We start from the raw sequence: 24,441 nt of genomic DNA on the forward strand, positions 1-24,441 counted from the left end.
GACCGGGGAGGTGGCAGAGTGGTCGAATGCGGCGGTCTTGAAAACCGTTGAACGTGAGAGCGTTCCCAGGGTTCGAATCCCTGTCTCCCCGCCACTTGCTTTATCTGACAGCGCAAAAGAATATGCCCGGCCAAAGCAGAGCGCTGGCTCAGCTTTTGCGCAGCAGGTAGATATCCATGATCCAGCCATGCTCTGCCCGTGCTTGGGTGCGGGTTTCTATGATCCGGGCGGAGACTTCAGCCAGCGGCCCGGATATGGAAATCTGGTTCTCCATCCCGGCGTAGGCGGTCCAGAAGATGTCCACGCCCTGCGGGTCAATGGCTTGAAAGGAACATTCCCCGTCCAGCATGATCACCAGCGTGTCAGCACTGTCCGGCCAGCCGTGCTCGCGCAGCTGGCGTCCGGTGGAGATGGTGAATGGCGCGCCGATTTCGTTGATCGGAATGGCATGTGCTGCCGTCAGCGCCTGGATCGAAGTGATGCCGGGGATCACGGTCAGTTTGATTGCCGTCTGTTTCTTCAGGCGTTCGGCAATGCGCATGGTGCTGTCGTACAGGGACGGGTCGCCCCAGACCAGAAAACCTGCCTTTCCGCCCTTGGGCAGATGGGCGGTGATGTTCTGCCACCAGATTTCCGCGATGGCGTCATGCCAGTCATCTACCCGCTTGCGGTAGCTTTTTGTGGCCTCGTCACGGACCGGCAAGGCGAACTCCACGATCCTGGGACCCTGGCCTTTGATGGCCCGGTTGCAGATCTCGCGTCTGAGACCGGCCAGGTCATCCTTGCCTGCGCCCTTGTTGGGGATCAGGATCAGATCCTGCGCATTGAGCGCCTCAATCGCCTGCAGCGTCATATGCTGCGGGTTGCCGGTGCCGATGCCGATCAGGGATAGCTCAATCATGATGGGGTCTTTCTAAGGGGCCGGCTCATGCGCCGGGCAGGTCCTGATCTGCCAGCGGTCCGTACAGGATCAGCACCGGCGCCTTGGTTTCCATTGCACGCAGCACGGCGGGCAGTTCGCCTACGGTGTGGCAGAACAATTTCTGTTCCGGTGTCGAGACCCCCTGCGCCACCATAGCGTGCGTTTCTGCAGGCAGGCCCGCCTCCATTAGCTTTTCGGCCAGCGCGGCAAAGGTGCTTTTGCCCATGTAAACCACGGTGGTGGCCTGCGAGTCGGCAAGGGCCGCCATGTTGAGATCGTCGGGCAACCCGCCGGTCACGTCATGGCCGGTAATGAATTGCAGCCGCCGTGCGGTCAGCCGCCGGGTCAGTGGAATGTTTGCCGCCGCCGCTGCCGCCGAGGCAGCAGTGACGCCGGGCACGATTTCAAACCCGATGCCTGCTGTGCGCAGGGCAGTGATTTCTTCTTCCAGGCGCCCGAAGACGCCGGAGTCGCCGGATTTCAGCCGCACCACATTCAGGCCGCTTTGGGCATAGTCAACCAGCAGCTGGCTGACATGGTCCTGCTTGGGGGAGGGGCGGCCTGCGCGTTTTCCCACGCCGACCAGATCAGCGTCGGCGCGGGCATGGCTGAGGATCGGGCCTGAGGACAGGTCGTCGAACAGGATTGCATCTGCTGCTTCCAGCCGCTTCACCGCCTTGACGGTCAGCAGTTCCGGGTCGCCGGGACCGGAGGAGACGAAGCTCACAAAACCGCTCATGCCTGTTCTCCGGTGATCAGGTGGAAGAAGGTGCCGGTCACATGGCCCTTGATCGAGCCGGTCTCAGGCACCGGGTTGCCGTCGGCGTCCATGACATTGGCCAGGGGCGCATCCGGCTCTTCCAGGATGGTGGAATAGTGGAATTCATGTCCACGCAAAGCGGTGCCAGCGCCAAAGCCCGGCATGTCAGCCTGCAGTACGGCGCGGCGGTAGCCCAGATGGAACTTGCGCTTCTCGTAGGAGGTCACAAGGCCCAGCAGGCCCAGCATCTGGTGGCGGTTGCCCTCCTTGTCGATCAGCACCTCGCCCAGGGCCATATAGCCACCGCATTCGCCGTGCACCGGTTTGGTTTCGGCATGTTTGCGGACGCCTGTTCGGAAGGTTTCCGCGGCTGCCAGCGTGCCGCCGTGCAGTTCCGGATAGCCGCCGGGCAGCCAGACCAGATCGGCGTCTGCCGCCGGGGCTTCATCCGCCAGCGGCGAAAACGGCAGGATCTCTGCCCCTGCTGCGCGCCAGCCGGTCAGCAGGTGCGGATAGGTAAAGGAAAACGCAGCATCGCGCGCCAGCGCGATCCGCTGGGCGGGCGGCGTTGGCAGGCTGGCAGCCGCAGGAGCCTGTCCGGCCATGGCGGCTGCCTTGATGGCCTCCAGATCCACATTCTCGCGCAGAAAGGCAGCATAGCCGGCAATTGCGGCTTCCAGATCCGGGTGTTCCACCGCCTGAATAAGGCCCAGGTGGCGCTCTGGCAGGGCCAGGTCGCCGCGCCGGGGCAGAGAGCCCAGCACCTTGATGCCGGCTTTCTCCATGCCCAGCCGGGTCAGTCGTTCGTGGCGGGGGCTGGCGACCCGGTTCAGGATCACGCCGGCAAAGGGCAGCTCAGGGTCGTAATTCTTGAAACCAAGCGCCGTGGCCGCAGCCGATTGCGCCTGACCGCCAACGTCAACCACCAGCACCACCGGCCAGCCCATCCGCTTGGCGGTCTCGGCAGAGGAGCCAAAGCCCGACTGGCCGCGTGTTGCCACCCCGTCATAAAGCCCCATGGAGCCTTCGCCGACACAGATTTCCGCGCCCGCCGATTGGGTGGTGACCGCATCCAGCAGGCGGGCGTCCATCGCCCAGGTGTCCAGGTTGAAACTGGGCCGTTTCGCAGCCGCCAGGTGGAAGGCCGGATCAATGTAATCCGGGCCGCTTTTGTAGGGCTGGACGGTCAGGCCGTCCTCGGCCAGCGCCCGCAAGAGGCCCAGCATCACGGTTGTCTTGCCGGTGCCGGAAGAGGGCGCCGAGATCATCAGCCCGGGTGGGTTCATAGTGTTCATCGTCGTGGTTCCCTCAGTCGTCGCCATGGCTCCAGCTGGACCATGGGCTGTCAGCTGTTTGCGGCCGGTAGCGGCGGTCATAGTCAGTGGCGTAAAGGCAGCTTTCGTCAAAGCCTTCGCCCTTCAGTACCGGTCCTACCAGGATCAGCGCGGTGCGGGAGATCTTTTCGTCCAGCGTCTGTTTCAGGGTTTCCAGCGTGGCACGGTGGATCTGCTGATCCGGCCAGCTGGCGCGATAGACCACTGCCACGGGGCAATCGGCTCCGTAGTGCGGTGTCAGGCTGTCGACCACATGGTCCAGATTGCCGATCGACAGATGGATCGCCAGAGTGGCGCCGGTGCGCGCAAAATTCTCCAGCGACTCGCCTTCGGGCATCGAGGACGCCCGGCCCGGGGTGCGGGTCAGCACCACCGACTGGCCAAGGCCGGGCAGGGTCAGCTCTGTTCCCAGCGCGGCAGCCGCAGCAGCAAAGGACGGCACGCCGGGGGTCACGCTGACGGGGATGCCCTCGGCCTTCAGGCGGCGCAGCTGTTCGCCCATCGCCGACCACACCGACAGGTCGCCGGAATGCAGGCGCGCGACGTCCTGGCCCGCCTCATGAGCGGCTTTGATTTCGGCCACGATGGCATCCAGATCCATTGCTGCGGTGTTCACGACCTTTGCATCCGCCGGGCAGTGGCTCAGGATTTCCTCAGGCACCAGTGACCCCGCATAGAGGCACACAGGGCAGGACGCTATGATATCGCGGCCGCGTAGGGTCAGAAGGTCGGCAGCGCCCGGTCCGGCGCCAATGAAGTGAACGGTCATGGCTCAAGTCTTTCTGCAATAGCCGCGGTGGCAAGCCCATCCGCGGTGACAACTCTGGGGGCCAGCAGGCGCGATGTCGCACCCGTTTCCCCATGGCGCGCCCCGGCCAGCGCCGCGGCTTCCGCCAGCGACCCGGTGCCAAACCGCGCCTTGATCCTTGGCGAGCAGGTCAAGGTCTGCTCCCCGGCAATATCCTGTTCCTGCAGCGCAATCACCGGCAGGCCAGTGGCCCGGGCAAATTCCTGCATGGCGGGTGTTTTGGCCTTGGCCGCGACTGAGGCCAGCGCATCCACCTGAAGGCCGGTCAGCGCCAGGGCCGCCTGCAAATCTGCCGCTGTGGCGCTCTCGCGAAATCCGATACCGGCCACCTTCATCGGGTGACACTCCACTGAATGACAGGCCGTGCCCGCCGCCAGTCGCGCATGGAGCCCAGGGGCCCGGCTTCGGCGATCTCTGCTTTCAGCAGATGCCCGCCATGCGCCGCATGGGCCTGCATCAGCAGGGTTTCTGTCTCCAGGGTGACGCCATTGGCCACCAGCCGCGTGCCCTCGGGCAGGATGTCCCACAGGTGGTCCAGCAGCGCCTGCGAGCCGCCACCACCGATAAACACACAATCGGGCAGCGGCTGGTCGATCAGGACATCCGGCGCCTTGCCCAGCACAGCCTGCATCCGGTGGTCCAGCCCGAAGGCTGCCGCATTGGCGCGGATGTTTGCCAGCCGGCTCTCGCGCGGCTCGAACGTGACGGCCTGCGCCCCCGGCGCCGCCAGACACCATTCGACAGAGATTGAACCGGAGCCGCCGCCAATATCCCACAGCACTTCGCCGCTGCGCGGTGCCAGCGCCGACAGGGTCAGCGCCCGCACCGGCCGTTTGGTGATCTGCCCGTCGCTGATGAAATGCGCATCCGTCAGCCCCGAAGCCTGCGGCAGCCCGGGCCGCATGGCCTCGATGGCCATAAGGACCGGAGCCCCCCCCGGCGCCAAATCCCAGCCTTCAGCAGTCGCGCGGTGCAAGCGTTCCCTGGGGCCGCCCAGTCGTTCCATCACACACAGCCGCGCATCCGGCTGGCCGTGCGCAACCAGCCAGGCCGCCAGTTCGCCGGGCGCTGCCCCGTCGCGCAGGGTGCAGATCACCCGCACGCCCTTGCCCAACAGCGGCAGCAGCCGTGCGTAAGGCGCCGCATGCAGGCCCAGACACAGCACTTCTTCCAGCTTCCAGCCCAGCCGGTTGGCCGCCAGCGCGAAACAGGACGGCACCGGGTGCGAGACCCATTCGCCAGCCGCCAGCTGGCGCATCAGCGAGCCGCCAGCCCCATGCCAGAACGGATCGCCCGAGGCCAGAACAGCCACTTTGCGCCCGCGCAATGCCAGCACCGGATCAGTCGAAAACGGCACCGGCCAGGGCTGGCCCTTGTTGCCTGCCTCTGCCAGGTCCAGATGCCGCGGACCGCCAAAGATCACTTCGGCCTCTGCCAGCGCCTTCCGACTTGCATCGCCTAGGCCTTCCAGTCCATTTTCGCCCAGACCAATCAGTGTAAGCCAGTGCTTTGAAGGGCCATCAGACATGACACGCATCCTCCTGCTGGGCGGCACCACCGAAGCCTCGACGCTGGCCAGAACCCTGGCCGAAGCGGGCATTGATGCGGTGTTCTCCTACGCGGGGCGCACGGCCCGGCCGGTTGGCCAGCCATTGCCCACCCGAGTTGGCGGTTTTGGCGGTGCAGAAGGGCTGGAAACGTATCTGAACACCGAGGGTTTCACCCATGTGGTCGATGCAACCCACCCGTTCGCGGCACAGATGAGCACCAATGCGGTGCAGGCCTGCGCCGCGGTAGCGGTGCCGCTCTGCGCCTTTGAGCGCCCGGCCTGGCAGGCGGCAGAGGGCGACCGTTGGCTGCATACGGACAGTATCGACGGGGCAGTGGCGGCGCTGCCAGATGCACCCGCGCGGGTGTTTCTGGCGATCGGCAAGCAGAACCTGACCCAGTTCGCGGCCAAACCCCAGCACCACTACCTGTTGCGGCTGGTGGATGAACCGGCGGCGAATTTGCCGCTGCCCAGCACCACGGTTGAAATCGCCCGAGGCCCGTTTGACGTGGCGGGCGACACCGCGCTGATGCGGCGCCATGGCATCACCCATGTTGTTGCGAAAAACGCCGGCGGCGCGGGCGCCGCAGCCAAGCTCAGCGCCGCGCGCGACCTCGCGCTGCCGGTCATCATGATCGGCAGACCCGTGGTCCCGAACCGCCCGATCAAGGGCAGCGTGGCAGAGGTTATGGCCTGGCTGTCGCATCCCGCAGCTTAATCCTCAGCCGCGTAGCGAGGGGTGTAGACGTGTTTGCCGATGCGCCGGGTGTCGCGGTTGCCAACAATCACCACGGTGCGCATGTCGGCCATCTCCGGTGTGGCTTCCTTGAGCGGCACCGTCAGCAGCTCCTGCCCCGGTTTGCTCACGTCACGGGCAAAGGTGATCAGGGTATCCGCCCCGCAGGCTTCGCGCAGGATCTCTAGCGCGCGGGCAAACTGATGCGGCCGCGATTTGGAGCGCGGATTGTAAAACGCCATCGCCAGCCCAGCCTCGCCGACCAGCTGCAGGCGCTTTTCGATCAGGCTCCAGGGTTTCAGGTTGTCGCTGAGGTTGATGGCCGCGAAATCATGCCCCAATGGAGCGCCAATGGCAGCCGCCGCGGCCAGCATCGCGGTGATGCCGGGCAGTACCTTGATGTCCAGATCCAGCCATTCCGGGTGGCCCTCAGCGTTGTTTTCCAGCGCTTCGAACACGGCAGAGGCCATCGCAAACACACCGGGGTCACCAGAGGAGACGACGACGACGCGCTTGCCTTCGGCGGCCATCTGTAGCGCATGGGTGGCACGGTCGACCTCGACCCGATTGTCCGTGGCGTGCAGGGTCAGCCCTTCGCGCGGGTCAACCCGTTTCACATAGGGGATGTAACCGACGATGTCGGTGGCTTCGTCAATGGCGTTGCGCACTTCCTGCGTCACCAGTGCCTCGTTACCGGGGCCGAGGCCCGCAATCACCACCCAGCCTTTGTCTGTCATGCTCATGGCCGGCGCCCCTGTCCGTGAACCAATACGATGGAGAAATACGGCACTTCGCCTTCGATCTCCGAAAGCTTCTGCACGGTCTGCCCCGGCATGGTGCCACGTTCCACCAGCCATGCATCACCGGCGCGACCTGCGCGTTCAAGTGCGCGGCACAGCTTGGGCAGGTTGCGGCCGATCTTCATCACCACCAGCGCATCTGTTTCAGCAGCGCGTTTGGCCAGTTCATCCTCGCTGAGAGTGGCCATCGCCACAGTCAGAACATCATCCCCCCAGGTGATCGGCTGGCCAGAGGCGGTCCAGCAGCCGGACATGCCGGTGATGCCGGGCACGATCTCCTGTTCGGCACGGCCCTGCAGCCGGGTGTAGAGATGCATATAGGAGCCATAGAGAAATGGGTCGCCCTCGCAGAGCACCACCACATCCTCGGTTTGCGCGATCTCGGCCAGGGTATCAGCCCAGTGGTCGTAGAATGCGCCCAGCACCCGGTTGTATTCGGGGTCGGAGAAATGGATTTCGGTGGTGACCGGGTATTCCATCGCGTGCTCGGTGACGCCCTCAGCCAGCATGCCCTCGACGATGGCGCGGGCCTGGCCCTGACGGCCGGCCTTGCGGAAATGGGCGATGTGGCGCGCGCCTGCGATCAGCCGGTGCGAGCGGACGCTCATCAGATCGGGATCACCGGGGCCAAGCCCTGCGCAGATGACTTTTCCCATCGTTACTCTTTCCAGCTCGCCAGCGCGTTGACGGCAGCCACGGTGATGGCAGAGCCGCCGAGGCGGCCTTTGACGATCATCGAGGGCACTGGCAGGTCTTCCATCAGCGCGTCCTTGGATTCCATCGCGCCGACAAAGCCCACCGGGCAGCCGATGATGGCGGCGGGGCGGGGGCAGGCGGGGTCTTGCAGCATGTTCAACAGATGGAACAGCGCAGTGGGCGCGTTGCCGATGGCCACCACGGCGCCGTCCAGTTTCGGGCGCCACAGCTCCAGCGCGGCGGCGGAGCGGGTGTTGGACATCTCCTTGGCCAGCTCCGGCACCTTCGGGTCGCGCAGGGTGCAGATTACCTCATTGTCCGCAGGCAGGCGCGGGCGGGTGATGCCTTCGCTGACCATATAGGCGTCGCAGAGGATCGGCGCGCCTTTGGCCAGGGCTGCGCGGGCGGTTTCGGCCATGCCATCGGAAAAGCGCACGTGCTCTTCCAGCCCCACCATGCCGGCGGCGTGGATCATGCGCACGACAACGCTTTCCTCGTCCTTGTTGAAGCGTGCCAGATCGGCTTCGCGGCGGATGGTGGCAAAGCTTTCGGCATAGATCGCGGCGCCGTTGGTTTCATAGGTGTGGAGCATATCAGCTGCCCTCTTTCAGAAGTTCGGGAGCGGCGCGCAAGGCAGCGGCGCTCAGGCGGGTCTTTAACGGCTGATCCGCGGCAGTGCCATGGCGGATCAGGGAGAAGTTGTCTGGACCGGTTGCGGTCAGGGTGAGCGGTGCAGGACCGGGACAGGCGCAGCCTTTGGTGCAGCCTGAAACATGCAGTTTGGTGCCGGCAGGGACATGCGGCGCCAACGCCCGTGCCAGATCACGTGTGGGCGAAAGCGCCTGCAGGCAGCCGGGCGCTCCGGTGCAAGCAACCACTTGCAGGCGCGGATCTGTTGCACCCAGGATCAGGCCGGGCAGGCGGGGCAGCTGGTCGGCGCCTTCCACCAGCAGCGCGCGCCAAGGGGTGAGGCGAAGCGGGCCGAGGTCCGCAAGGGCGGCCAGAGTGGCAGCGGGCATTTGGCCGAATTCCAGGGCCGCCAGCCTCCCTGCGGGGACAGCGCCTGGTTTCGCACAGAAGTCGGCCTTTGCCATGGCTGCGGCATGTGCCTCCGGTGGGCCGCGGCGCGCGATGAGACGGTGCATCCTGCCACGGCCCTCGGGCGCGCCGCCCTGGTCAAGGAACCAGCGGGCCAGGGCCAAAGCTTCTGGAACGGCGGATTCACGTGTGACGGGCGTGCCGGTTTCTGCTCCGTCGGCGCGCAGGATCAGGGTGTTGCCAGCGCGTTCGATGCGGATGTCAGCGGCGGTGTCTTGCAGGACAGGTTCCGCGCCGCAGTCGACGGCAAAGCCGAATTTTCCCGGTAGGGTAAAGTCCGTTACAGCCGTAAGCGCTGCACTCAGGTCCCGTGCAATGGCCTGTGTATCGTCTCCTGTGCGCCAGAAGGGAGCAAGCAGGACATTGCGGCGAGCTTCGGCCTGTGCGTCGAGGTCGATCAGGCCGAGATCGCGCAAGCCTGTGATCAGCTCTTGGTGGCGGTCTTCGCGGATGCCGCGCATTTGCAGATTGGCACGGGCGGATATGTCGAGGAGGCCGTTTCCGTGTGTTTGTGACAGTTGCGCTACGCCGCGGGCCTGATCCTGTGTCAGCCGCCCCAGTGGTGCGCGCACCCGCACCACCAGCCCGTCGCCGGACATCATCGGCCGCAAAGCGCCTGGGCACCAGCCATAGACCTTGGGTTCGGCGGCGGCGCTCATGCGGCGCCCTCCAGTTCGGCCATGATCGAATTGCGGCGGGTGCTCCAGAGACCTGCGTCAAAGAGGGCGCGGAAGCGGTCGCGCATGGCCTGCAGGGCGGCGGGGTTTTCGCGCTCCATGAATGCGACCAGGTCGTCACGGCCCAGAGTGGCCTCGAAGTAAAGGTCAAACAGATGCGGCTGCACCACCTGTGCGAGATGGGCGAAGGCGGCCATATGGTCCAGCGTGGCGGCGACTTCAGCTGCGCCGCGAAAACCGTGGTTCATCATCGAGGTTGCCCAGTCCGGATTGGCGGCGCGGGCGCGGGTGACGCGGGCGATTTCCTCGCCCAAGCTGCGTGCCTGCGGTTTGTCCGGGCGGGTGGCATCCATGTGGTAAAGCGCCGGTGCCTTTTGGCCGATGCGCGCCATGGCGGCGGCAAAGCCGGCCTCATGTGCCGCATAATCCGAGGCTACCAGCAGGTCGGTTTCCGGCAGATCCTGCAAATGCACGAAACTGTCGGCGCCCTGCAGCCGGGTTTCCAGCGCTGCGCGGGCGTTGCTGATATCGCCCTTGGCATCAATCGCGTGCGAAGATGCATCGAGCCAGGCCTCGCCTGCTGCGGCCCGGGCCTCGTCGGTGAAGTCGTCCAGATGCGGATTCATCGAGAGGCCGTATTGACCGGGTTTGGGACCGAAAACGCGAGGGGTTTCGGTGAGATAGGGGTTGTCGGCCTGGGTTTCCTCGCGCTGGGCCAAAGCGGCCGCCGCGGTTTCGAACATCTGAGCAAGGCCGGGGAAGACATCGCGGAACAGGCCGGAGACCCGCAGGGTCACATCAATGCGCGGGCGGTTCAGCATCGACAGCGGCAGCACCTCGAAACCGGAGACGCGCTCGGACCCCTCGTCCCACTTGGGCGCGAGGCCCGCAAGATGCAGCGCCATGGCAAATTCCTCGCCTGCGGTGCGCATGGTGGCGGAGCCCCAGAGGTCGATCACCAGCCCCTTGGGCCAGTCGCCGTGGTCCTGGAGGTGGCGGCGCAGCAGCTCTTCCGCCAGTTTGACCCCTTGGGCCTGCGCCCCCCGCGACGGCACCGCCCGCGGGTCGGTGGTAAAGAGGTTGCGCCCGGTGGGGATCACATCGGAGCGGCCCCGGAAGGGGGAGCCGGAGGGGCCGGGGGGGACGATCCGGCCGTCCAGCGCAGCAATCAGCCCGGCGCGTTCCTCAGCCCCGCATTGGCCGGTGCCAAAGATATGCAGCCCCTCGCCGTACTGGCTTTCCTTGATGTCGCAGACAAAGGCGTCGATGCGGGTGATGGCTTCGGCGGGTGAGGTGTCGGGAGTGAGGCCGAGGTCGGCCTCGACACCGGTTCCCTGCGCTTCGGCGCGGATATCATCAATCAGCCGGTCGCGGCGGGCGGGGTCCAGCCCGTCGGCGGTGGAGTATTCATCCAGCAGGTTTTCGAGCCGGGACATGCCCTCGGGCAGGTTGGTCTGTGCCAGCGGCGGCGGTAGGTGGCCGATGGTCACGGCGCCGATGCGGCGTTTGGCCTGGGCGGCCTCGCCGGGATCGTTGACGATAAAGGGGTAGGTGACCGGCAAAGGGCCGGTCAGCACCTCGGGCCAGCAGGTGCCGGACAATGCCACCGCCTTGCCCGGCAGCCATTCCAGCGTGCCATGGGCACCGATGTGAACCAGCGCGTCGGTTTGGCTGCGCAACCAAAGGTAAAATGCGACATAGGCGTGGCGCGGGGTGCGGTCCAGGTCATGGTACTCGTCGACCCGGGTTTTCACTTCGCCGCGTTCCGGCTGCAGGGCGATCAATGCTTTGCCTGCACGCAGGGCCTTGAAATGAAAGGCATCATCGCGGCAGTCGATGTCCTGTTCGGGACGGCCCCAGGCCTCGGCCAGAGTGTTCTGCAGCTCTTGCGGCAGGGTGGTCAGGGCGGCTTTGTACTCTGTGAGGGAGACGCTCAGCGTTTCTTTCATCAGCCGCAGGCCGGAGTCTTCCTGCGGCTCGACGGTATAGCCCTGGTCCCAGAGTTCACGCAGGATTTCGTCGCAGGACGCCAGTGCGTCGAGGCCAACGGCATGGGCGAGATTGTGGTCGCGGCCGGGGTAGGTGGACAGAACCAAGGCAAGGCGCTTGTCCGCATTGGGGAGCCTGGCGAGACGCAGCCAGCCTTCGACGCGGTCTACAGCCGCCTTGACGCGGTCCGGATCGGCGCGATGGGCAAAGCGGGAATACTGCAGGTCCGGATCTTTCTTGCCCGGTGATTTGAAACTGACAACACCTGCAAAGATGCGGCCGTCGACCTCGGGCAGCACCACATGCATGGCAAGGTCGGCGGGCGAGAGGCCGCGACCGGCATCCGCCCAGTCCTTGCGCCGTGCGGTGGAGAGGGCGACCTGGAATACCGGGCATCCGGTTGTGGAGAGTGGTGAGGCGCTGCCGTCAGTGCCCTGTGCCGAAAAGGCGGTGGCGTTGATGATGGCGGCGGGAGCCAGCTCCGGGAGTTTTGCGCGCAGCCATTCCGTGGCAGCAGGTGCCTTGAGGCTGGCAGCAAAGGCGCCGTAGGCAGCGTAGCCGCGGGCGCGGAGTTCTTCGAGCAGCGCATCCACCGGGGCGGTGTCGGCTGCGGTGAGATAGGAACGGTAGAAGCTGACCAGAACCAGCGGTTTGTCCTGCGGAGGGAGGTCGGCCAGCACGCCCCTGGCGGGATCGTAGAAGCCATGCTGGGGCATGGATTTCACGCCAAGGACAGGGCCTGCGTAGAGGCCTGCGGCGAGCGACAGCTGGGCGAGGGCGGCCTGGGCGGCAACGGCGCCGCCGGCGTCGCACAGGGATTGCAGGCGGCGCAGAGTGGAGACGGGCAGGGTGGACAGTTCGTCCAGGCGTGCGTCTTCGCGGCCGTCAGCAGGCAGAACCGCCAGCGCAATGCCTTTGCGGCGGGCGAGATCCTGCAGGGTTGCGAGCCCGTAGGACCAATAGCTTTCGCCACCGATGAGACGGACAAGGACGCCCTTGGCGCCCTCAAGTGTCTGTTCCGCGTAGACGTCGACGGAGAGCGGGTGTTTCAGCGCGACGAGGTTGGCAACCCTGAGGCTGGGTAGCTTGCCGTCTGCCCGGTGCCAGCCTGCGGCAAAGGCACCAAGGTCGCTGTCGGAGAAAGACAACACCACAAGGTCCGCAGGGGTCTGTCCCAGATCCTGCGGGGTGTCGGTCTCGTCAAGGCCGTGGCTTTCGCGGAAGACGACGTGCATCAGTTTCTGCCTTTCCCGGCCAGCAAAACGGTGTCCCGGGGCGCAAGCCCCGGATCGCGCCCGACCCGCTCCGATGGGCGGGCGCGATTGCGCCCACCCCGGAACGGGCGCGATCCTTTCCGCTCATGAAGGTTACGGGTCAGGGGCATCAGCTTAGGCCCCCAGCTCGGCGCGGATCGCCTGTTCGTCGATATCGTCATGCTCGGCGATAACCACCAGGGCAGTCTTGCGCGGCTGCGCGCCCCAGGGCTGATCATATTGCGCGCGCAGGCGCTCACCCACGGCCTGAACCAGCATCCGCATCGGTTTTCCCTCCACCGCGACATAGCCTTTGACGCGCAGGATATTGCGTTCGCGGGCGAGTTTCACGATGGCATTCTGCAGCGATTCCGGATCGGATACTTCGCCCATTTCGACAACGATGCTTTCAAAATCGTCGTGTTCGTGGTCGTGATGGCCGTCGTGATGGCTGGGGCGGGCGTCGAGGTCGTCTTCGGCGGCCGCTTCCAGACCCAGGATAATGCGCGGGTCAATCACACCTTCGCTCATCGGCAGGATCGGCAGCTTGCGGGGGGCTTCGGCCTCGATCACTGTGCGGGCTTTTTCGACGCCTGCGTCTCCGGCCAGGTCGGCCTTGGACAGAAGCACGATGTCGGCGCAGGAAATCTGGTCTTCGAAGACTTCGCTGAGCGGGGTTTCATGGTCGATGCTGTCATCCGCTTCGCGCTGGGCCTGCACGGCGTCCAGATCGGGGGCGAACTGGCCCTTGGCAACTGCTTCGGCATCGGCCAGCGCAATCACGCCGTCGACTGTGATGCGCGAACGGATCGCGGGCCAGTCGAAGGCCTTCAGCAGCGGCTTGGGCAGGGCGAGGCCAGAGGTTTCGATCACGATGTGGTCGGGTTTTTCCGGCAGCTCCATCAGCTGTTCGATGGTGGGGATGAAGTCATCGGCCACGGTGCAGCAGATGCAGCCGTTGGCCAGTTCCATGATGTTTTCCGCCGGGCAGTTTTCATCGGCGCAGGATTTCAGGATGTCGCCGTCGACGCCGGCGGTGCCGAATTCATTCACCACAACAGCCAGCCGTTTGCCTTGCGGGTTCTGCATCAGATGGCGGATCAGCGTGGTTTTGCCCGCGCCGAGAAAGCCGGTGATGACGGTGACGGGGATCTTGTTGAGATCGCTCATGATTACTCCTCGGAAGGGAAGGCGGCCGGCGGGATGCGGGCAACGGATTGTTTGCGGAAAGCTGTGGGGCGCTCGCGCCAGGGCACAAGGCCGTCGGCGGTGGCAGCATAGGCGGCGGTGCCTGCGAGAATCTCTGGGATATGCACGTCCGGGTCCATGTCGCCGTAGACGTAGCTCCAGCGTTCCTCGCCGCCGGTCAGCAGCACGGTGCAGCTGCGCGAGCAGGCCGACAGGCATTTGACGCCGCGGAGGGTCACGCCCTCGGGCATGCCGGCCTCTTTCAGTGCATCATGCAGCAGGGTGCCCGGGCGGGTCGCCTCGGGGTCGGCACCTTCGTTCCGGCAGGTCAGGCATACGGTCAGGGTGACCGGTCCCGGGGTGCGGGCAGCATTGTCCGCCATTTCGTCAGCCATCTTCGCGTCTCCTGTCGCGGCTGGGCTTGTGGGATGGCCAGAAAGGAGCTGTCTCGTGCCAGCTCCTCAACCGGTTGCAGAACACCCCGTCTGCCCGTTGATCTCATCGTCGCTGGCAGGTCTCCCGGCTTGCGGATGCCAAGGCGCGGGGCCTTGCTGGCTATCCTGCCTTCCCGGGTGTTCTCCCAGTGGCATGGCGGCCTCATCCGGTCACGGTCGCGGGGGCGGCTGTGCTTGAGCCTTGGCAGGCCTTCACATTCCCTCTTCGCCTGTTTTCACAGGAACCAGCTGACCCCCCTTGCGCTATGGCGGGCTTCTTTGTCAAGACATGGGGGCAAACAGCTGGAGCACACCATGAGTGAAAAGTCTGAAACCGGCATCTCGGAGGATGAAGCCGCCCGTCACGCGTCCAAAATGGCCAAGAAGAAGGCCGCGCGCGACCGGATGATGAAAACCAAGGAGGGCGAGAAAGGCCTGATCATCGTCCATACCGGGCCGGGCAAGGGTAAGTCTTCGTCCGGCTTTGGCATGATTATGCGCTGTATTGCCCATGGGATGCCATCTGCGGTGGTGCAGTTCATCAAGGGCGCCTGGCAAACTGGCGAACGGACGCTGATCGAGGAAAACTTCAGCGATCTGTGTCAGTTCTATGCGATGGGGGAAGGCTTTACCTGGGAAACCCAGGACAAGGCCCGCGACATCGCTGCCGCGCAAAAAGGCTGGGAGAAGGCCAAGGAGATGATCCTGGACGAGAAAAACACCATGGTTTTGCTCGACGAGATCAATATCGCGCTGCGCTATGAGTATCTGGACCTGGATGAGGTGCTGGAGTTTCTGGTGGAGCAGAAGCCGCCGATGACGCATGTGGTGCTGACAGGCCGGAACGCCAAGGAAGAGCTGATCGAGATCGCGGATCTGGTGACTGAGATGGGCCAGATCAAGCACCCGTTCCGTGCAGGGGTGAAGGCGCAGAAAGGGGTGGAGTTCTAACCCCTTTCAGATCGCAATCTTGAGCAGGCCTGAGGTTTTGCGCTTTGCTTTGCAAATCGCCGGGGGGCGGGGGGGGGGGGGCCCGCCCCCCCCCCCCCCCCCCCCCCCCCCCCCCCCCCCCCCCCCCCCCCCCCCCCCCCCCCCCCCCCCCCCCCAACGCTTTTCAGGGAATCTCTGATTCATTGAAAAGGGGCGGGAGTGCCTCGGTCTATGATGTCCGGACTGTCATCGGGGGCGGGCTGATGATGCCGTGCGGGCGGTCTTCTCGCTGATGTAGGTATCGACCGCCGCGCGCTGTGCATCATCCAGCCGCAGGCCTAGTTTGGTGCGCCGCCACAGGTAATCTTCGCCGGAGCGTACCCATTCGCGGGCAATGGCCCAATCCAGTTCCCGCGCGGTGATGGTCGCGCCGAAGTTCCGGCCCAGGTCCTCTGCGGATTTGGCTGTGCCCAGCACGTCCCAGGACTCGGTGCCGTAGGCGCGGATCAGGCGGCGGGTCCAGTAGGGGGTGAGGAATGGATACTCCACCGCCAGCGCGCTGCGCAGCTTGTCTACATCTGCCACCGCGAAGTCGCCACCGGGCAGGGCAGCACCTGCCGTCCAGTCCGCAGGCAATTGCGGGAACACTTTGCCGATCTTTGCAAGTGCCGCCTCGGCCAGCTTGCGGTAGGTGGTGATCTTGCCGCCGAAGACATTCAGCAGCGGTGCCTGCGCCTGATCCAGTGTCAGAACATATTCGCGAGTCGCTGCGGTGGCTGAGCTGGCACCGTCGTCATAAAGCGGGCGCACGCCGGAATAGGTCCAGACAATGTCTTCGCGCGTGAGCGGTTGATTGAAATATCCGGACGCGAAATCAATCAGATAGTCCTGCTCTGCCGCAGTGCATTCCGGTGCTGTGTCCGGATCCGGGTGGTCGGCGTCGGTGGTGCCGATCAGGGTGAAGTCTTCCTCGTAAGGAATGGCAAAGATGATCCGCCCGTCAGTACCTTGAAAGAAGTAGCAGCGGCCATGGTCGAACAGTTTCGGCACAACGATATGGCTGCCACGCACCAGCCGGACATTTTCACGGCTGTTCTGACCCAGTTTTTGTTTCAGCACATCGGCGACCCAAGGCCCGGCTGCGTTGACCAGCATCTTGGCCCGGTGTTCTTGTTCCAGGTCAGTGGCGTGATCCTTCACCGTGACAATCCAGTGATCAGAGTGGCGCACGGCTGACAGCACTTCGGTCCGGGTCAGGATTTCGGCGCCGCGGGCCTGTGCATCGCGGGCGTTCAGCACCACCAGCCGGGCGTCCTCGATCCAGCAGTCGGAATATTCAAAGGCGGTTTTGAACATGTCTTTCAGCGGCCGTCCTGCCGGGTCGGCGGCCAAATCCAGTTTCGCGGTTCCGGGCAGAATGCCGCGCTTACCTAGAGAGTCGTATAGAAACAGCCCCAGCCGGATCAGCCAGGCCGGGCGGCGTCCTTTCATCCAGGGCATGAGGGTTGTCAAAAGTTTTGAGGTTGGTGTCTCGCTGTCGAACCGCATGTCCCTGTGGAACGGCAGCACAAACCGCATCGGCCAGGAGATATGCGGCATCGCCTTGAGCAGCACCTCGCGTTCGATCAATGCTTCGCGCACCAGCCGGAACTCGAAGTATTCGAGATAGCGTAGGCCGCCGTGGAACAGTTTGGTGGAGGCAGAGGAGGTGGCGGAGGCCAGATCGTTCATCTCGGCCAGGGTCACCGACAGGCCACGACCCGCTGCGTCGCGGGCTATGCCGCAGCCATTGATGCCGCCGCCGATGATGAAAAGATCCGATATGGGCGTGTCAGTCATTTTCGCTGCTTTCGTTTTTTCCTGCGGTCAGGATACGGGTGCCGGCGGCCTGTGCGGCCTTGGCAAAATCTTCCGGCACGGGACGGTCGGTGATCACCACGTCCAAATCCGCAACGTCACAGATCCGCACCGGAGCAGAGCGGGTGAACTTGCTGCCATCGCAGACCAGCACCCGTTGGCGGGCATTTTTCAGGATGGCACGGGCGACTGAAACCTCGCGGGCGTCGTGGTCCATCACCGCGCCGTCGGCATCCAGCGCCGAGGCTCCGATGACGGCGAAATCCACCTTGTATCGGGCAAAGAAATCCACCGCGTCCTCCCCCACGATGGCGCCGTCACTTTGCCGAACAGTGCCGCCTGCCAGGATCAATTCCTTGGCCTGATGGCCCATCATCATGTTGATAATGTTAATATTGTTGGAAATGACTGTGAGGCCGCTGTGGCCGGACAACGCCCGGGCAACCTGTTCAGTGGACGTGCCGATGTTGAGAGAGAGCGAGCAGTTGTCGGGGACCAGCTCTGCCGCCAGAGCAGCCATCGCCAGTTTGTTGCCAGCGTTCAGCTTGCGCCGGTCCTCGTAGCCCTGGCTGGCGGCAGAGCTTAGGCGAACGGCCCCTCCATGTACGCGCGACAGTGCGCCGCGGGCCGACAGATCGCGCAGATCGGTGCGCACGGTCTGCAAGGACACGCCGAAGTGGCGAGAGAGATCCTCAACCTCGACCCGGTCCTGCCGGTTCAGGAGGGCGATGATTTCGTTTTGACGGCCGAGGGCATCCATCTGCTTTCCTTTCGCTGCGTTTCCTTAGCGCGCCCGGCAGGAAGAGTCACTATTCGTTTTCGAAATGCTTTCGAAAATTCCTCAAACGAAAGGGGCGCCGCAATGGGTACCTCTTGCAAGCTGCTTGCATTGCGTGGGTCAGCTGAGCCGGATCAGATGGTTGTCCCAGGCGAGATCCGCAGGTTGCAGCATGGTCAGGCCGGTTTCCGAGATTGTCAGCAGTTGCCCGGTGCCGGTGCTGGCGGTGAAGCCGCCGGGGGCAGGGGCCAAACCGCAGATGTCGGTCTCTTTGTGTTCGTGCAGCAGCGCGCCACTGACTGTGTCGATGATTTGCAGGACGCCGCCGCGTGGGGAGGTGACACCAAGCAGGGTGCCGTCCGCAGAGAAGGCAGTGGAACCGCCATAGCCATTCATGTTCAGCACCCGCGGATCATCCTCTGCCAGCAGGAACGGACCGCCGCCGGGTTTGTGCAGGCCTGCTGTGGGAACCTGTTCACCCAGATCACCCTGCCATTGCATGGCAAAGCCAACGGTGCCGTCGGCGCGTATGGCCAAGTGTCGGATCGAGTTCAGATGCAATTCCTGCGGCAGCTCCATCTGGTCTTGCAAGTCTCCGTCCAGGCTTAGGTAGCTGAGGTTCGGGCGCATATCCGGCAGGTTCAGCTTGGCGCGACCGCTGTCGGGGTGGGTTTCAATACCGCCATTGGCCACAACCAGTCCCGGCGCGTCGCGGCGCAGGGCCATGTCATGCGGGCCAATGCCGCCAGAGGAGAAGGCGGTGATGCGCCGGTAGTCGTCCGCAGCATCCCAGACGCCGATTATTCCGCGGGCGTTGTCATAGTCGTTTTCGGTGGTAAACAGGCGGCTGCCGTCGGCTGAGAACACGCCGTGGCCATAGAAATGGTGGCCAGCAGGCGGTTCCAGCCGCGCGAGAGCTGCGCCGGTACAGCAGTCAATCACATCAGCAAAGCGGCCCGGACGGCGGGCGAAAGCAACCGCTTGGGGACGGATCGGATGGGCGGCCGCGGCATGGCCGCGCTCTGGCAGCGGGTGGCGGAACAGGATGTCGCCGGTTTCTGCCAGGCCAGCGAGCAGGAAGTTTCCGGCGCCATCCCTGCCAGCCGATAGAAAGGCAGGGTTTCTGGCGCTGGCCCAGCTGGCCTGCGGGGCGAGGGTGGCGGCGATAACGCCAGTCAGGAAACCGCGGCGGGAGGTCATGTTCTGTGTCTTTCGTTCAGTCGCCATCTAGCGAATTGAACCCGGCGGCGACGCCCAGCGATGGGCTGAGCCGCTTTGACACGATGGCGCGCAGGTCTTTCACTTCCTGGCGCAAAGCTTCGATCCGGATGCGCGCGCCGGGGTCTGCGACACCGGCAAAGACCGGATCATCCAGTGTTTCGGCCCGGGTGCGGGCCTTCTCGAAACTTTGGCTGAGGTCTGCTCTCAACCCCGCATCCTGCTGCGCAAGGGCAAGCGCCAGGGGTTCCATTGCGTTCAGCGACAGCAGCAGGTGGCGCAGGCTGCGCCCGGAGCGGCGGGCCTCGGCGCGGTTGGGGCGGGGCTTGTCGAATGTGCCCAGTGGGCGGCCCAGGCGCATGTCGTCCAGCACTTGAAGTCCGGTGGTCAGCGCTTTCAGAAGTTCCTGTGTGATTTCCTCTTCGCTGCGGTAGCGGCGGGTGGGCGCACGCATTTCGGCAGCGAAGCGTTCTGTCCAGTCCGCAGCGATGGCCTGCGAGGTGGCGGCAATGTCAGCGCTGATGGCGCGGGTCAGGGCGCAGCGGTAATCCGGGCTGCCGGCGGTTGAAAGGTCCGGGTCGTAGAGCAGGTATTCCAGAGCATAAAAGCCGCGGGCGGCGATGGAATGGCTGGCGAATTTCACCGGATCACTGATGCCTGCATCCTCGCTGCGGATCAGATTGCCAAGCGCCTTGGGCGTCTTGCTGCGGCTGTCGGGCCAGAAGGCCAGTGCAAAGGCGCGGTTGTCTGTCTCGGTCGGGCCAAAGCGGTAGTGGCTGGCGGCAATCCAGGCGTCGAAGGCGTTGCCATAGGCCGCGCGCAGGGAGCCCGATTGCGGGCTGCAATCAGCCTTGGCCGCTGTTGCGAGTTCTGCGGCATCTGCTGTCAGTTCCTCAAATGCCGGAAGGATCAGCTGGTCGGTGATTTCGCTGGAGAGGTCAGAGGCCATGGCCGGGGCGGCGACCAGGGACAGGATCAGGGCCAGCACACGCATCAGAGGCTGCCCAGAAACGAAATGAGAGCGGCGCGGTCCTTTGGTTCCAGGTCAACCACGCGGCGCTTTGCCGCTTCGGCCTCGCCGCCGTGCCACAAAATCGCCTCCAGCAGGGTGCGGGCGCGACCGTCATGCAGGAAGGTTGCGCGAGGGGAGACCTGCTGCGTCAGACCGATGCCCCACAGCGGCGCGGTGCGCCATTCACGCCCCGTGGCGCGGGCCTCGGGGCGGTGGTCGGCCAGGCCTTCGCCCATATCGTGCAGCAAGAGATCAGAATAGGGCCAGATCAGCTGGAAGCTTTGTTCAGGCCGGTCCTTTAGCCGGTGGGTCACGTATTTTGGCACATGGCAGGAGGTGCAGCCGCTGTCATAGAACACTTGCTTGCCGCGCAGCACTTTTGGGTCTGCGGTGTTGCGGCGGGCAGGCACGCCCAGATTGCGGCTGTAGAAGGTGACCAGGTCCATATTGGGCTGGTCAATTTCGGTTTCACGGGAATCACCGCCGCCGTGTGGGGCGGATTGGCAGGCGGTTTGCAGATCCGTGCATTCGCCCGCATGGGCCGGGAACAGCGGGGTGGAAATGCCGATGTCACCGGAAAACGCGCCTGCGGATTGTTCGTGCACTGTCGCCATACCGGCCTTGAGGCCAAAACGGCCCAGCATGATCCCGCTGAATTCCCGCGACCAGACCAGGTTGGCGCGGCCAGAGATGCCGTCGCCATTGGCGTCATCTGCGTCTGCGTGGGCGAGGATGTCGGCTGTCGGGATTGCCTCCAGAAGGCCAAGACCGATCATCGGCGGTGCCACGCGCGGGCTGAGCATCGCATCTTCGGCCAAGGGGCCGTAGCCCAGGTTTGCGGCGGTGTAGCGGGGCCTGCGCAAAGTGGCATGCTCGCCGCCGTTCAGGGCAACCTCGAATTCCTCATACACCACCTGCAGCTTGTATTCAGGCGCAATGCCGGGGGCAGAGAAGTCCTGCAGCTGGGTGCCATAGTTCGGATCCGGCGCGGTGCCGATGTAGTCATGGATTTCCTGCAATTTCGGCGGCACCGGACCGGGAATGGACACCCGCAGGAACATCGTGGTGGACGCATACTCCGGCTGATCCGGCACATGGCCGCGGCCGTCCTTCAGGTGGCAGCGCTGGCAGGAGCGGGCGTTGTAGAGCGGCCCCAGCCCGTCGGATGCCAGAGTGGACGCGGGCGAGAACACCCAGATCTTCTTGAACAGCCCGTTGCCCAGTTTGAATTCCAGCTCCTGCTCGAAACTGAGGTTGGCAGAGTGCTGCGAGAATGCCTCGTCGTCTTGGCGCGCACGCACAGTGGCCGCACCAGCGGGCAGGTCTTCAAAGCGTTCCGGCGCGGTGAAATCCGTGGCCGGGGCGGTGACGGTCTCAATCCGGGCGCGTTCGGCGTCTGTGCGGGGGAGGGGGGAGAGATGCGGCTCTGCCTGATACTGGCTGGCCAGGTCCAGCGCCGCAACGGGCGTGGCCGCCGCAAAAGCGGCAGCCAGAAAAAGGTTAGTCTTCGATCTCGGCCATTTTTGTCGCGTTGAGCTGGGCATAGTTTTCGGCACCGATCCGATCGTGCAGGTCAAGCTGGGTTTCGAGGAAATCAATGTGGCCCTCTTCGTCCGCCATCAAGTCTTCAAACAGTTTCTGCGTGACATAGTCGCCGGCTGTGTTGCAGGCATCGCGGGCTTCCTTGTAAAGCGCGCGCGCATCCACTTCGGCGGCAAGGTCGCATTCGAGGGTTTCTTTCGGGGTCTGGCCGATCCGCAGCGGGTCAAGTTTTTGCAGGTTCGGGTGGCCGCCGAGGAATAGAATCCTTTCAATCAGTTTATCCGCATGCTGCATCTCTTCGATGCTTTCCTCGCGGCTTTTCTGGGCCATGCTGCCCAGGCCCCAATCGTCCTGCAACCGGTAGTGCAGCCAGTACTGGCTGACCGCTGTCAGCTCATGGCGCAGCGCTTTGTTGAGATAGTCGATAACTTTGGCGTCGCCCTGCATGAATGTTCTCCTGAATTGATGCCGCGCGCAAATTTGCAAGCTGCGCAGGTACTTCCAGCTTACTGCTGGACCGCATCGTGTCGAGGAAAAGTGGCATGCAGCCACCGCAATCGGCGGCTTTCCCCAGCGCATGATAAATCTTGCCTGGGGTGATTATCGTTTCAGGGTCGGCATTTCGCATCCAGTCGATGGCTGCCCGGATGTCATGGTCCGAAATATTCGTGCAGTGGCAGACGATCATGCTGCTGCGTCCTTGCCCATTGGCGCAAAAGGCTGAGTGATTCCGTTGGGAAATATATATGACAAAATTACTGGGTTTTCAAGAGGTATCCAGAGTAAAATACTTGGGATTGCGGTGCAAAGATACCAGCCGCAACCGGATGCACAAAAAAACGGGCCGCAGAAGCTGCAGCCCGTCATTGCGTGATGTTTCGGATCTTACTCAAAGACAGCCGAAGGGTTGTCGAGACTGTCGGAGCCTTCGATGGCGACGCCGCCGAGGTCCAGAGCGGTGACCACACGTTCGATTGACCGTGTCTGATCGATCAGCCCGTTGACGCCGCCCATCACAAGTGCTTCGCCAGCGGTGTTGCCCTGGGCCAGCATCTGATCATAGGACAGTCCGGCCTCGGCGGCGGTCTTGATCCGGCCAAGCGCCTGCATGGTGGTCGCCAGTTTGCTGCGCATTTCGCTGTCCAGACCCGCATCCTTGGCCGCAACCAGATCCGCCAGCGAGGCGCCCGAGACCAGCTCGCCGTTCACCCGGACGTATTCGCCCAAGTAGACGTTCTGCACACCCAGCCCGTCATAGTAGTGGCTGTTGTGGGTGTTGTCGGAAAAGCAGTCATGCTCTTCCTCGGGGTCGTTCAGCATCAGGCCCAGACGCATCCGCTCGCCCGCCTGTTCGCCATAAGACAGCGAGCCCATGCCGGTCAGCATGGCGGTGATGCCAGCGTTTTCATCCGCCAGCAGCGCGGTGCGGGCGTCGCCCTTGGTGCCCCATTGCGTGGCGATCCACTCCAGGTCGGAGATCAGAAGGTCGGTTGCCGCCTGCAGGTATTCGCCGCGGCGGTCGCAATTGCCGCCGGTGCAGGCCTCACCTGCTGCGTAGTCGGTCCAGGGGCGGTCGCCGGCGCCGTGCTCTGTGCCTTTCAGGTCCTGGCCCCAGAGCAGAAATTCGATGGCGTGGTAACCGGTGGCGACATTGGCCTCGACCCCATCGGCCTCGTGCAGGGCGTCTTCCAGCAGTTCGGGGGTAATCTTGGCCGCGTCGATGATTTTCCCCGACAGCGCAAAGCTGGGGGTGGCGATCACATTCAGCGCGGCCAGGGTGTTTTCGTCGCTCGGGCCGCCGTAGGACGTGTCGACATAGTCGATCAGCCCTTCATCCAGCGGCCAGGCGTTCACCTTGCCCTCCCAGTCATCGACGATGGCGTTGCCGAAGCGGAAGACCTCGGATTGCTGATAAGGAACGCGGGCGGCAATCCAGGCGGCGCGGGCGGCCTCCAGGTTTTCGGCTGATGGATCTGTGACCAGCGCGTCAACCGCGGTTTTCAGCGCTTGGGCCGTGGTCAGGCTGTCCTGGTATTTCGCTTCGGCAATATTGGCGTAGTTGGTCAGCACTGCTGCTTTGTCGGCGGCACAGGCCGTGGTGGCGCCAAAGGCGAGACCGGCGAGGGCGGTGCCCGTAAGAAACAGGGATTTCATCAGCTCAGTCCTTAAGGTTTTGAAAGGGGGTCAATGCAGGGTGGCAGCAGCGGGCCGTGCAGGTTGATGCACAGGCTGCGGGGTCATGATTTGCTGCAAAATCAGTCCGCAATCAGAGGCCAAATGGGCCAGTTCCTGCGCCTTGCGCGGGGTGACGATCAGCGATGCAAGGATATGCGCGTCACCATCCTGGCCCTCGGCAGCGGAGGCCAGCAGGTTGGCAAAGCAGTTCTCGTCTGCGCCAAGGCATTTGCAGGTCACACCATGCCGCACCAGCGGGCGGCGGCCATGCGTGGCGCAGAAATTGCAGAGATAGCCAAAGGCCTCAAACGCGGCTTCGGCCATTTCGGGGCCGAAGTTCACCTCGAAGTCGCGGCGCATCTGTCCGCGGGTCTCGCTGCCGGAAAACCAATGACGCAAGTAGATCACCGCGCCAGCCTCCAGCGGCGGCAATTCCGACAACGTGCCGACCGTCACGCCGCCACGGGGATGCATGGCGGTGCTGCTCATTTGGTCAGGATCAGCTTGCCCGCACGGGTGATGCGCAGGGAATAGATCTGGCCGTTCAGAAGGATTCGGGCCTGGGTGCCGCCGCGGGTCAGGTCTTCGGCGTGGTAGGTCGGGAAGACCTCGGCGGTGGCCTCAGTCGCGACAGGTTTGGATGTAATCTGGTTCATGACTTGCGCCCATTGATGAATTCCGCCCT

At 64.1% G+C, this 24,441-nt stretch carries 25 protein-coding genes, 1 tRNA gene and 1 riboswitch; of the genes, 3 read left to right on the forward strand and 23 right to left on the reverse strand.

Translation table 11 applies throughout. From position 1 onward, the window contains the following. The first annotated feature begins 4 nt into the window (after nt 1–4). Nucleotides 5–94 (forward strand) — tRNA-Ser (locus ACP151_RS06860). A 54-nt stretch (nt 95–148) separates the two neighbouring features. On the opposite strand, the gene cobF is transcribed toward ACP151_RS06860, so the two are convergent. From cobF to cbiE, 6 genes are read right to left on the reverse strand one after another with little or no spacing between them, the layout of a single operon-like run. Next, nucleotides 149–901: a precorrin-6A synthase (deacetylating) gene (gene cobF / locus ACP151_RS06865; protein ID WP_424978128.1), complete on the reverse strand. Its 753-nt coding sequence runs from the start codon at nt 899–901 to the stop codon at nt 149–151. Between the two features lie 25 nt (nt 902–926). Beyond that, on the reverse strand, nt 927–1,661 hold the full coding sequence (gene cobA / locus ACP151_RS06870; protein WP_424978129.1) for a uroporphyrinogen-III C-methyltransferase: 735 nt from the start codon (nt 1,659–1,661) through the stop codon (nt 927–929). Next, on the reverse strand, nt 1,658–2,977 hold the full coding sequence (locus tag ACP151_RS06875; protein WP_424978164.1) for a cobyrinate a,c-diamide synthase: 1,320 nt from the start codon (nt 2,975–2,977) through the stop codon (nt 1,658–1,660). The genes cobA and ACP151_RS06875 overlap by 4 nt, the downstream gene beginning before the upstream one ends. A 13-nt stretch (nt 2,978–2,990) precedes the next feature. Continuing rightward, nucleotides 2,991–3,785 (reverse strand): precorrin-4 C(11)-methyltransferase, encoded by a 795-nt coding sequence (cobM, locus tag ACP151_RS06880; protein ID WP_424978130.1) that lies wholly within the window; start codon nt 3,783–3,785, stop codon nt 2,991–2,993. Further along, nucleotides 3,782–4,159, reverse strand: coding sequence for a cobalamin biosynthesis protein (locus tag ACP151_RS06885; protein WP_424978131.1), 378 nt, complete (start codon nt 4,157–4,159; stop codon nt 3,782–3,784). Before ACP151_RS06885 ends, cobM begins: the two co-directional genes overlap by 4 nt. Then, nucleotides 4,156–5,352 carry a precorrin-6y C5,15-methyltransferase (decarboxylating) subunit CbiE gene (gene cbiE / locus ACP151_RS06890; protein WP_424978132.1) on the reverse strand — a complete coding sequence of 399 codons (1,197 nt, stop codon included), beginning with the start codon at nt 5,350–5,352 and terminating at the stop codon, nt 4,156–4,158. The genes ACP151_RS06885 and cbiE overlap by 4 nt, the downstream gene beginning before the upstream one ends. On the opposite strand from cbiE, the gene ACP151_RS06895 reads away from it, so the two are divergent. After that, nucleotides 5,351–6,091 carry a cobalt-precorrin-6A reductase gene (locus ACP151_RS06895; protein ID WP_424978133.1) on the forward strand — a complete coding sequence of 247 codons (741 nt, stop codon included), beginning with the start codon at nt 5,351–5,353 and terminating at the stop codon, nt 6,089–6,091. The genes cbiE and ACP151_RS06895 overlap by 2 nt on opposite strands. On the opposite strand, the gene cobJ is transcribed toward ACP151_RS06895, so the two are convergent. From cobJ to ACP151_RS06930, 7 genes are all read right to left on the reverse strand, one after another. After that, on the reverse strand, nt 6,088–6,852 hold the full coding sequence (gene cobJ / locus ACP151_RS06900; protein ID WP_424978134.1) for a precorrin-3B C(17)-methyltransferase: 765 nt from the start codon (nt 6,850–6,852) through the stop codon (nt 6,088–6,090). The two genes, ACP151_RS06895 and cobJ, sit on opposite strands and share 4 nt — an antisense overlap. Continuing rightward, nucleotides 6,849–7,565 (reverse strand): precorrin-2 C(20)-methyltransferase, encoded by a 717-nt coding sequence (gene cobI, locus ACP151_RS06905; protein ID WP_424978135.1) that lies wholly within the window; start codon nt 7,563–7,565, stop codon nt 6,849–6,851. The genes cobJ and cobI overlap by 4 nt, the downstream gene beginning before the upstream one ends. Nucleotides 7,566–7,567: 2 nt before the next feature. Continuing rightward, nucleotides 7,568–8,197: a precorrin-8X methylmutase gene (locus ACP151_RS06910; protein ID WP_424978136.1), complete on the reverse strand. Its 630-nt coding sequence runs from the start codon at nt 8,195–8,197 to the stop codon at nt 7,568–7,570. 1 nt (nt 8,198) lies between these two features. Further along, nucleotides 8,199–9,362 (reverse strand): precorrin-3B synthase, encoded by a 1,164-nt coding sequence (cobG, locus tag ACP151_RS06915; protein WP_424978137.1) that lies wholly within the window; start codon nt 9,360–9,362, stop codon nt 8,199–8,201. Next, complete coding sequence (gene cobN, locus ACP151_RS06920) at nt 9,359–12,604, reverse strand: cobaltochelatase subunit CobN (protein ID WP_424978138.1); 3,246 nt, start codon at nt 12,602–12,604, stop codon at nt 9,359–9,361. The genes cobG and cobN overlap by 4 nt, the downstream gene beginning before the upstream one ends. 153 nt (nt 12,605–12,757) lie before the next feature. Beyond that, nucleotides 12,758–13,792: a cobalamin biosynthesis protein CobW gene (gene cobW, locus ACP151_RS06925; protein WP_424978139.1), complete on the reverse strand. Its 1,035-nt coding sequence runs from the start codon at nt 13,790–13,792 to the stop codon at nt 12,758–12,760. Between the two features lie 2 nt (nt 13,793–13,794). Continuing rightward, nucleotides 13,795–14,205 (reverse strand): DUF1636 family protein, encoded by a 411-nt coding sequence (locus ACP151_RS06930; RefSeq protein ID WP_424978140.1) that lies wholly within the window; start codon nt 14,203–14,205, stop codon nt 13,795–13,797. 97 nt (nt 14,206–14,302) lie between these two features. Next, nucleotides 14,303–14,507: riboswitch (cobalamin riboswitch) on the reverse strand. 52 nt (nt 14,508–14,559) lie between these two features. Here ACP151_RS06930 and cobO point away from each other — a divergent pair. Continuing rightward, nucleotides 14,560–15,195 carry a cob(I)yrinic acid a,c-diamide adenosyltransferase gene (gene cobO, locus ACP151_RS06935; protein WP_424978141.1) on the forward strand — a complete coding sequence of 212 codons (636 nt, stop codon included), beginning with the start codon at nt 14,560–14,562 and terminating at the stop codon, nt 15,193–15,195. Between the two features lie 225 nt (nt 15,196–15,420). Here the strand turns inward: cobO and glpD are convergent, their stop codons facing one another. From glpD to hemP, 10 genes are all read right to left on the reverse strand, one after another. Next, nucleotides 15,421–17,013, reverse strand: coding sequence for a glycerol-3-phosphate dehydrogenase (gene glpD / locus ACP151_RS06940; protein ID WP_424978142.1), 1,593 nt, complete (start codon nt 17,011–17,013; stop codon nt 15,421–15,423). Then, the gene (locus ACP151_RS06945) at nt 17,006–17,791 is read right to left on the reverse strand and encodes a DeoR/GlpR family DNA-binding transcription regulator (protein WP_424978143.1); all 786 of its coding nucleotides are present in this window, start codon (nt 17,789–17,791) and stop codon (nt 17,006–17,008) included. The genes glpD and ACP151_RS06945 overlap by 8 nt, the downstream gene beginning before the upstream one ends. Before the next feature lie 138 nt (nt 17,792–17,929). Continuing rightward, nucleotides 17,930–19,009 (reverse strand): DUF1513 domain-containing protein, encoded by a 1,080-nt coding sequence (locus tag ACP151_RS06950; RefSeq protein WP_424978144.1) that lies wholly within the window; start codon nt 19,007–19,009, stop codon nt 17,930–17,932. A gap of 16 nt (nt 19,010–19,025) precedes the next feature. Next, complete coding sequence (locus tag ACP151_RS06955) at nt 19,026–20,021, reverse strand: imelysin family protein (protein ID WP_424978145.1); 996 nt, start codon at nt 20,019–20,021, stop codon at nt 19,026–19,028. Beyond that, entirely contained in the window at nt 20,021–21,583 is a 1,563-nt protein-coding gene (locus ACP151_RS06960) for a di-heme oxidoredictase family protein (RefSeq protein WP_424978146.1), read from the reverse strand. The genes ACP151_RS06955 and ACP151_RS06960 overlap by 1 nt, the downstream gene beginning before the upstream one ends. Then, entirely contained in the window at nt 21,540–22,028 is a 489-nt protein-coding gene (bfr, locus tag ACP151_RS06965) for a bacterioferritin (protein ID WP_424978147.1), read from the reverse strand. The genes ACP151_RS06960 and bfr overlap by 44 nt, the downstream gene beginning before the upstream one ends. After that, complete coding sequence (locus tag ACP151_RS06970) at nt 21,976–22,269, reverse strand: (2Fe-2S)-binding protein (RefSeq protein ID WP_424978148.1); 294 nt, start codon at nt 22,267–22,269, stop codon at nt 21,976–21,978. The genes bfr and ACP151_RS06970 overlap by 53 nt, the downstream gene beginning before the upstream one ends. A 197-nt stretch (nt 22,270–22,466) precedes the next feature. Beyond that, nucleotides 22,467–23,735: an imelysin family protein gene (locus tag ACP151_RS06975; RefSeq protein ID WP_424978149.1), complete on the reverse strand. Its 1,269-nt coding sequence runs from the start codon at nt 23,733–23,735 to the stop codon at nt 22,467–22,469. A 30-nt stretch (nt 23,736–23,765) separates the two neighbouring features. Continuing rightward, nucleotides 23,766–24,245 carry a hypothetical protein gene (locus ACP151_RS06980; protein ID WP_424978150.1) on the reverse strand — a complete coding sequence of 160 codons (480 nt, stop codon included), beginning with the start codon at nt 24,243–24,245 and terminating at the stop codon, nt 23,766–23,768. Then, nucleotides 24,242–24,412 carry a hemin uptake protein HemP gene (hemP, locus tag ACP151_RS06985; protein ID WP_424978151.1) on the reverse strand — a complete coding sequence of 57 codons (171 nt, stop codon included), beginning with the start codon at nt 24,410–24,412 and terminating at the stop codon, nt 24,242–24,244. The genes ACP151_RS06980 and hemP overlap by 4 nt, the downstream gene beginning before the upstream one ends. Nucleotides 24,413–24,441 lie beyond the last annotated feature (29 nt).

It is taken from the genome of Leisingera sp. S232, assembly GCF_049800895.1.
Lineage (GTDB): Bacteria > Pseudomonadota > Alphaproteobacteria > Rhodobacterales > Rhodobacteraceae > Leisingera.

Coding starts and splice junctions, on each gene's coding strand:
- cobF (WP_424978128.1), bottom strand. CDS start 901: ATGATTGAGCTATCCCTGATCGGCATCGGCACCGGCAACCCGCAGCAT.
- cobA (WP_424978129.1), bottom strand. CDS start 1,661: ATGAGCGGTTTTGTGAGCTTCGTCTCCTCCGGTCCCGGCGACCCGGAA.
- ACP151_RS06875 (WP_424978164.1), bottom strand. CDS start 2,977: ATGAACACTATGAACCCACCCGGGCTGATGATCTCGGCGCCCTCTTCC.
- cobM (WP_424978130.1), bottom strand. CDS start 3,785: ATGACCGTTCACTTCATTGGCGCCGGACCGGGCGCTGCCGACCTTCTG.
- ACP151_RS06885 (WP_424978131.1), bottom strand. CDS start 4,159: ATGAAGGTGGCCGGTATCGGATTTCGCGAGAGCGCCACAGCGGCAGAT.
- ACP151_RS06895 (WP_424978133.1), top strand. CDS start 5,351: ATGACACGCATCCTCCTGCTGGGCGGCACCACCGAAGCCTCGACGCTG.
- cbiE (WP_424978132.1), bottom strand. CDS start 5,352: ATGTCTGATGGCCCTTCAAAGCACTGGCTTACACTGATTGGTCTGGGC.
- cobJ (WP_424978134.1), bottom strand. CDS start 6,852: ATGAGCATGACAGACAAAGGCTGGGTGGTGATTGCGGGCCTCGGCCCC.
- cobI (WP_424978135.1), bottom strand. CDS start 7,565: ATGGGAAAAGTCATCTGCGCAGGGCTTGGCCCCGGTGATCCCGATCTG.
- ACP151_RS06910 (WP_424978136.1), bottom strand. CDS start 8,197: ATGCTCCACACCTATGAAACCAACGGCGCCGCGATCTATGCCGAAAGC.
- cobG (WP_424978137.1), bottom strand. CDS start 9,362: ATGAGCGCCGCCGCCGAACCCAAGGTCTATGGCTGGTGCCCAGGCGCT.
- cobN (WP_424978138.1), bottom strand. CDS start 12,604: ATGCACGTCGTCTTCCGCGAAAGCCACGGCCTTGACGAGACCGACACC.
- cobW (WP_424978139.1), bottom strand. CDS start 13,792: ATGAGCGATCTCAACAAGATCCCCGTCACCGTCATCACCGGCTTTCTC.
- ACP151_RS06930 (WP_424978140.1), bottom strand. CDS start 14,205: ATGGCTGACGAAATGGCGGACAATGCTGCCCGCACCCCGGGACCGGTC.
- cobO (WP_424978141.1), top strand. CDS start 14,560: ATGAGTGAAAAGTCTGAAACCGGCATCTCGGAGGATGAAGCCGCCCGT.
- glpD (WP_424978142.1), bottom strand. CDS start 17,013: ATGACTGACACGCCCATATCGGATCTTTTCATCATCGGCGGCGGCATC.
- ACP151_RS06945 (WP_424978143.1), bottom strand. CDS start 17,791: ATGGATGCCCTCGGCCGTCAAAACGAAATCATCGCCCTCCTGAACCGG.
- ACP151_RS06950 (WP_424978144.1), bottom strand. CDS start 19,009: ATGACCTCCCGCCGCGGTTTCCTGACTGGCGTTATCGCCGCCACCCTC.
- ACP151_RS06955 (WP_424978145.1), bottom strand. CDS start 20,021: ATGCGTGTGCTGGCCCTGATCCTGTCCCTGGTCGCCGCCCCGGCCATG.
- ACP151_RS06960 (WP_424978146.1), bottom strand. CDS start 21,583: ATGCCCAGCTCAACGCGACAAAAATGGCCGAGATCGAAGACTAACCTT.
- bfr (WP_424978147.1), bottom strand. CDS start 22,028: ATGCAGGGCGACGCCAAAGTTATCGACTATCTCAACAAAGCGCTGCGC.
- ACP151_RS06970 (WP_424978148.1), bottom strand. CDS start 22,269: ATGATCGTCTGCCACTGCACGAATATTTCGGACCATGACATCCGGGCA.
- ACP151_RS06975 (WP_424978149.1), bottom strand. CDS start 23,735: ATGAAATCCCTGTTTCTTACGGGCACCGCCCTCGCCGGTCTCGCCTTT.
- ACP151_RS06980 (WP_424978150.1), bottom strand. CDS start 24,245: ATGAGCAGCACCGCCATGCATCCCCGTGGCGGCGTGACGGTCGGCACG.
- hemP (WP_424978151.1), bottom strand. CDS start 24,412: ATGAACCAGATTACATCCAAACCTGTCGCGACTGAGGCCACCGCCGAG.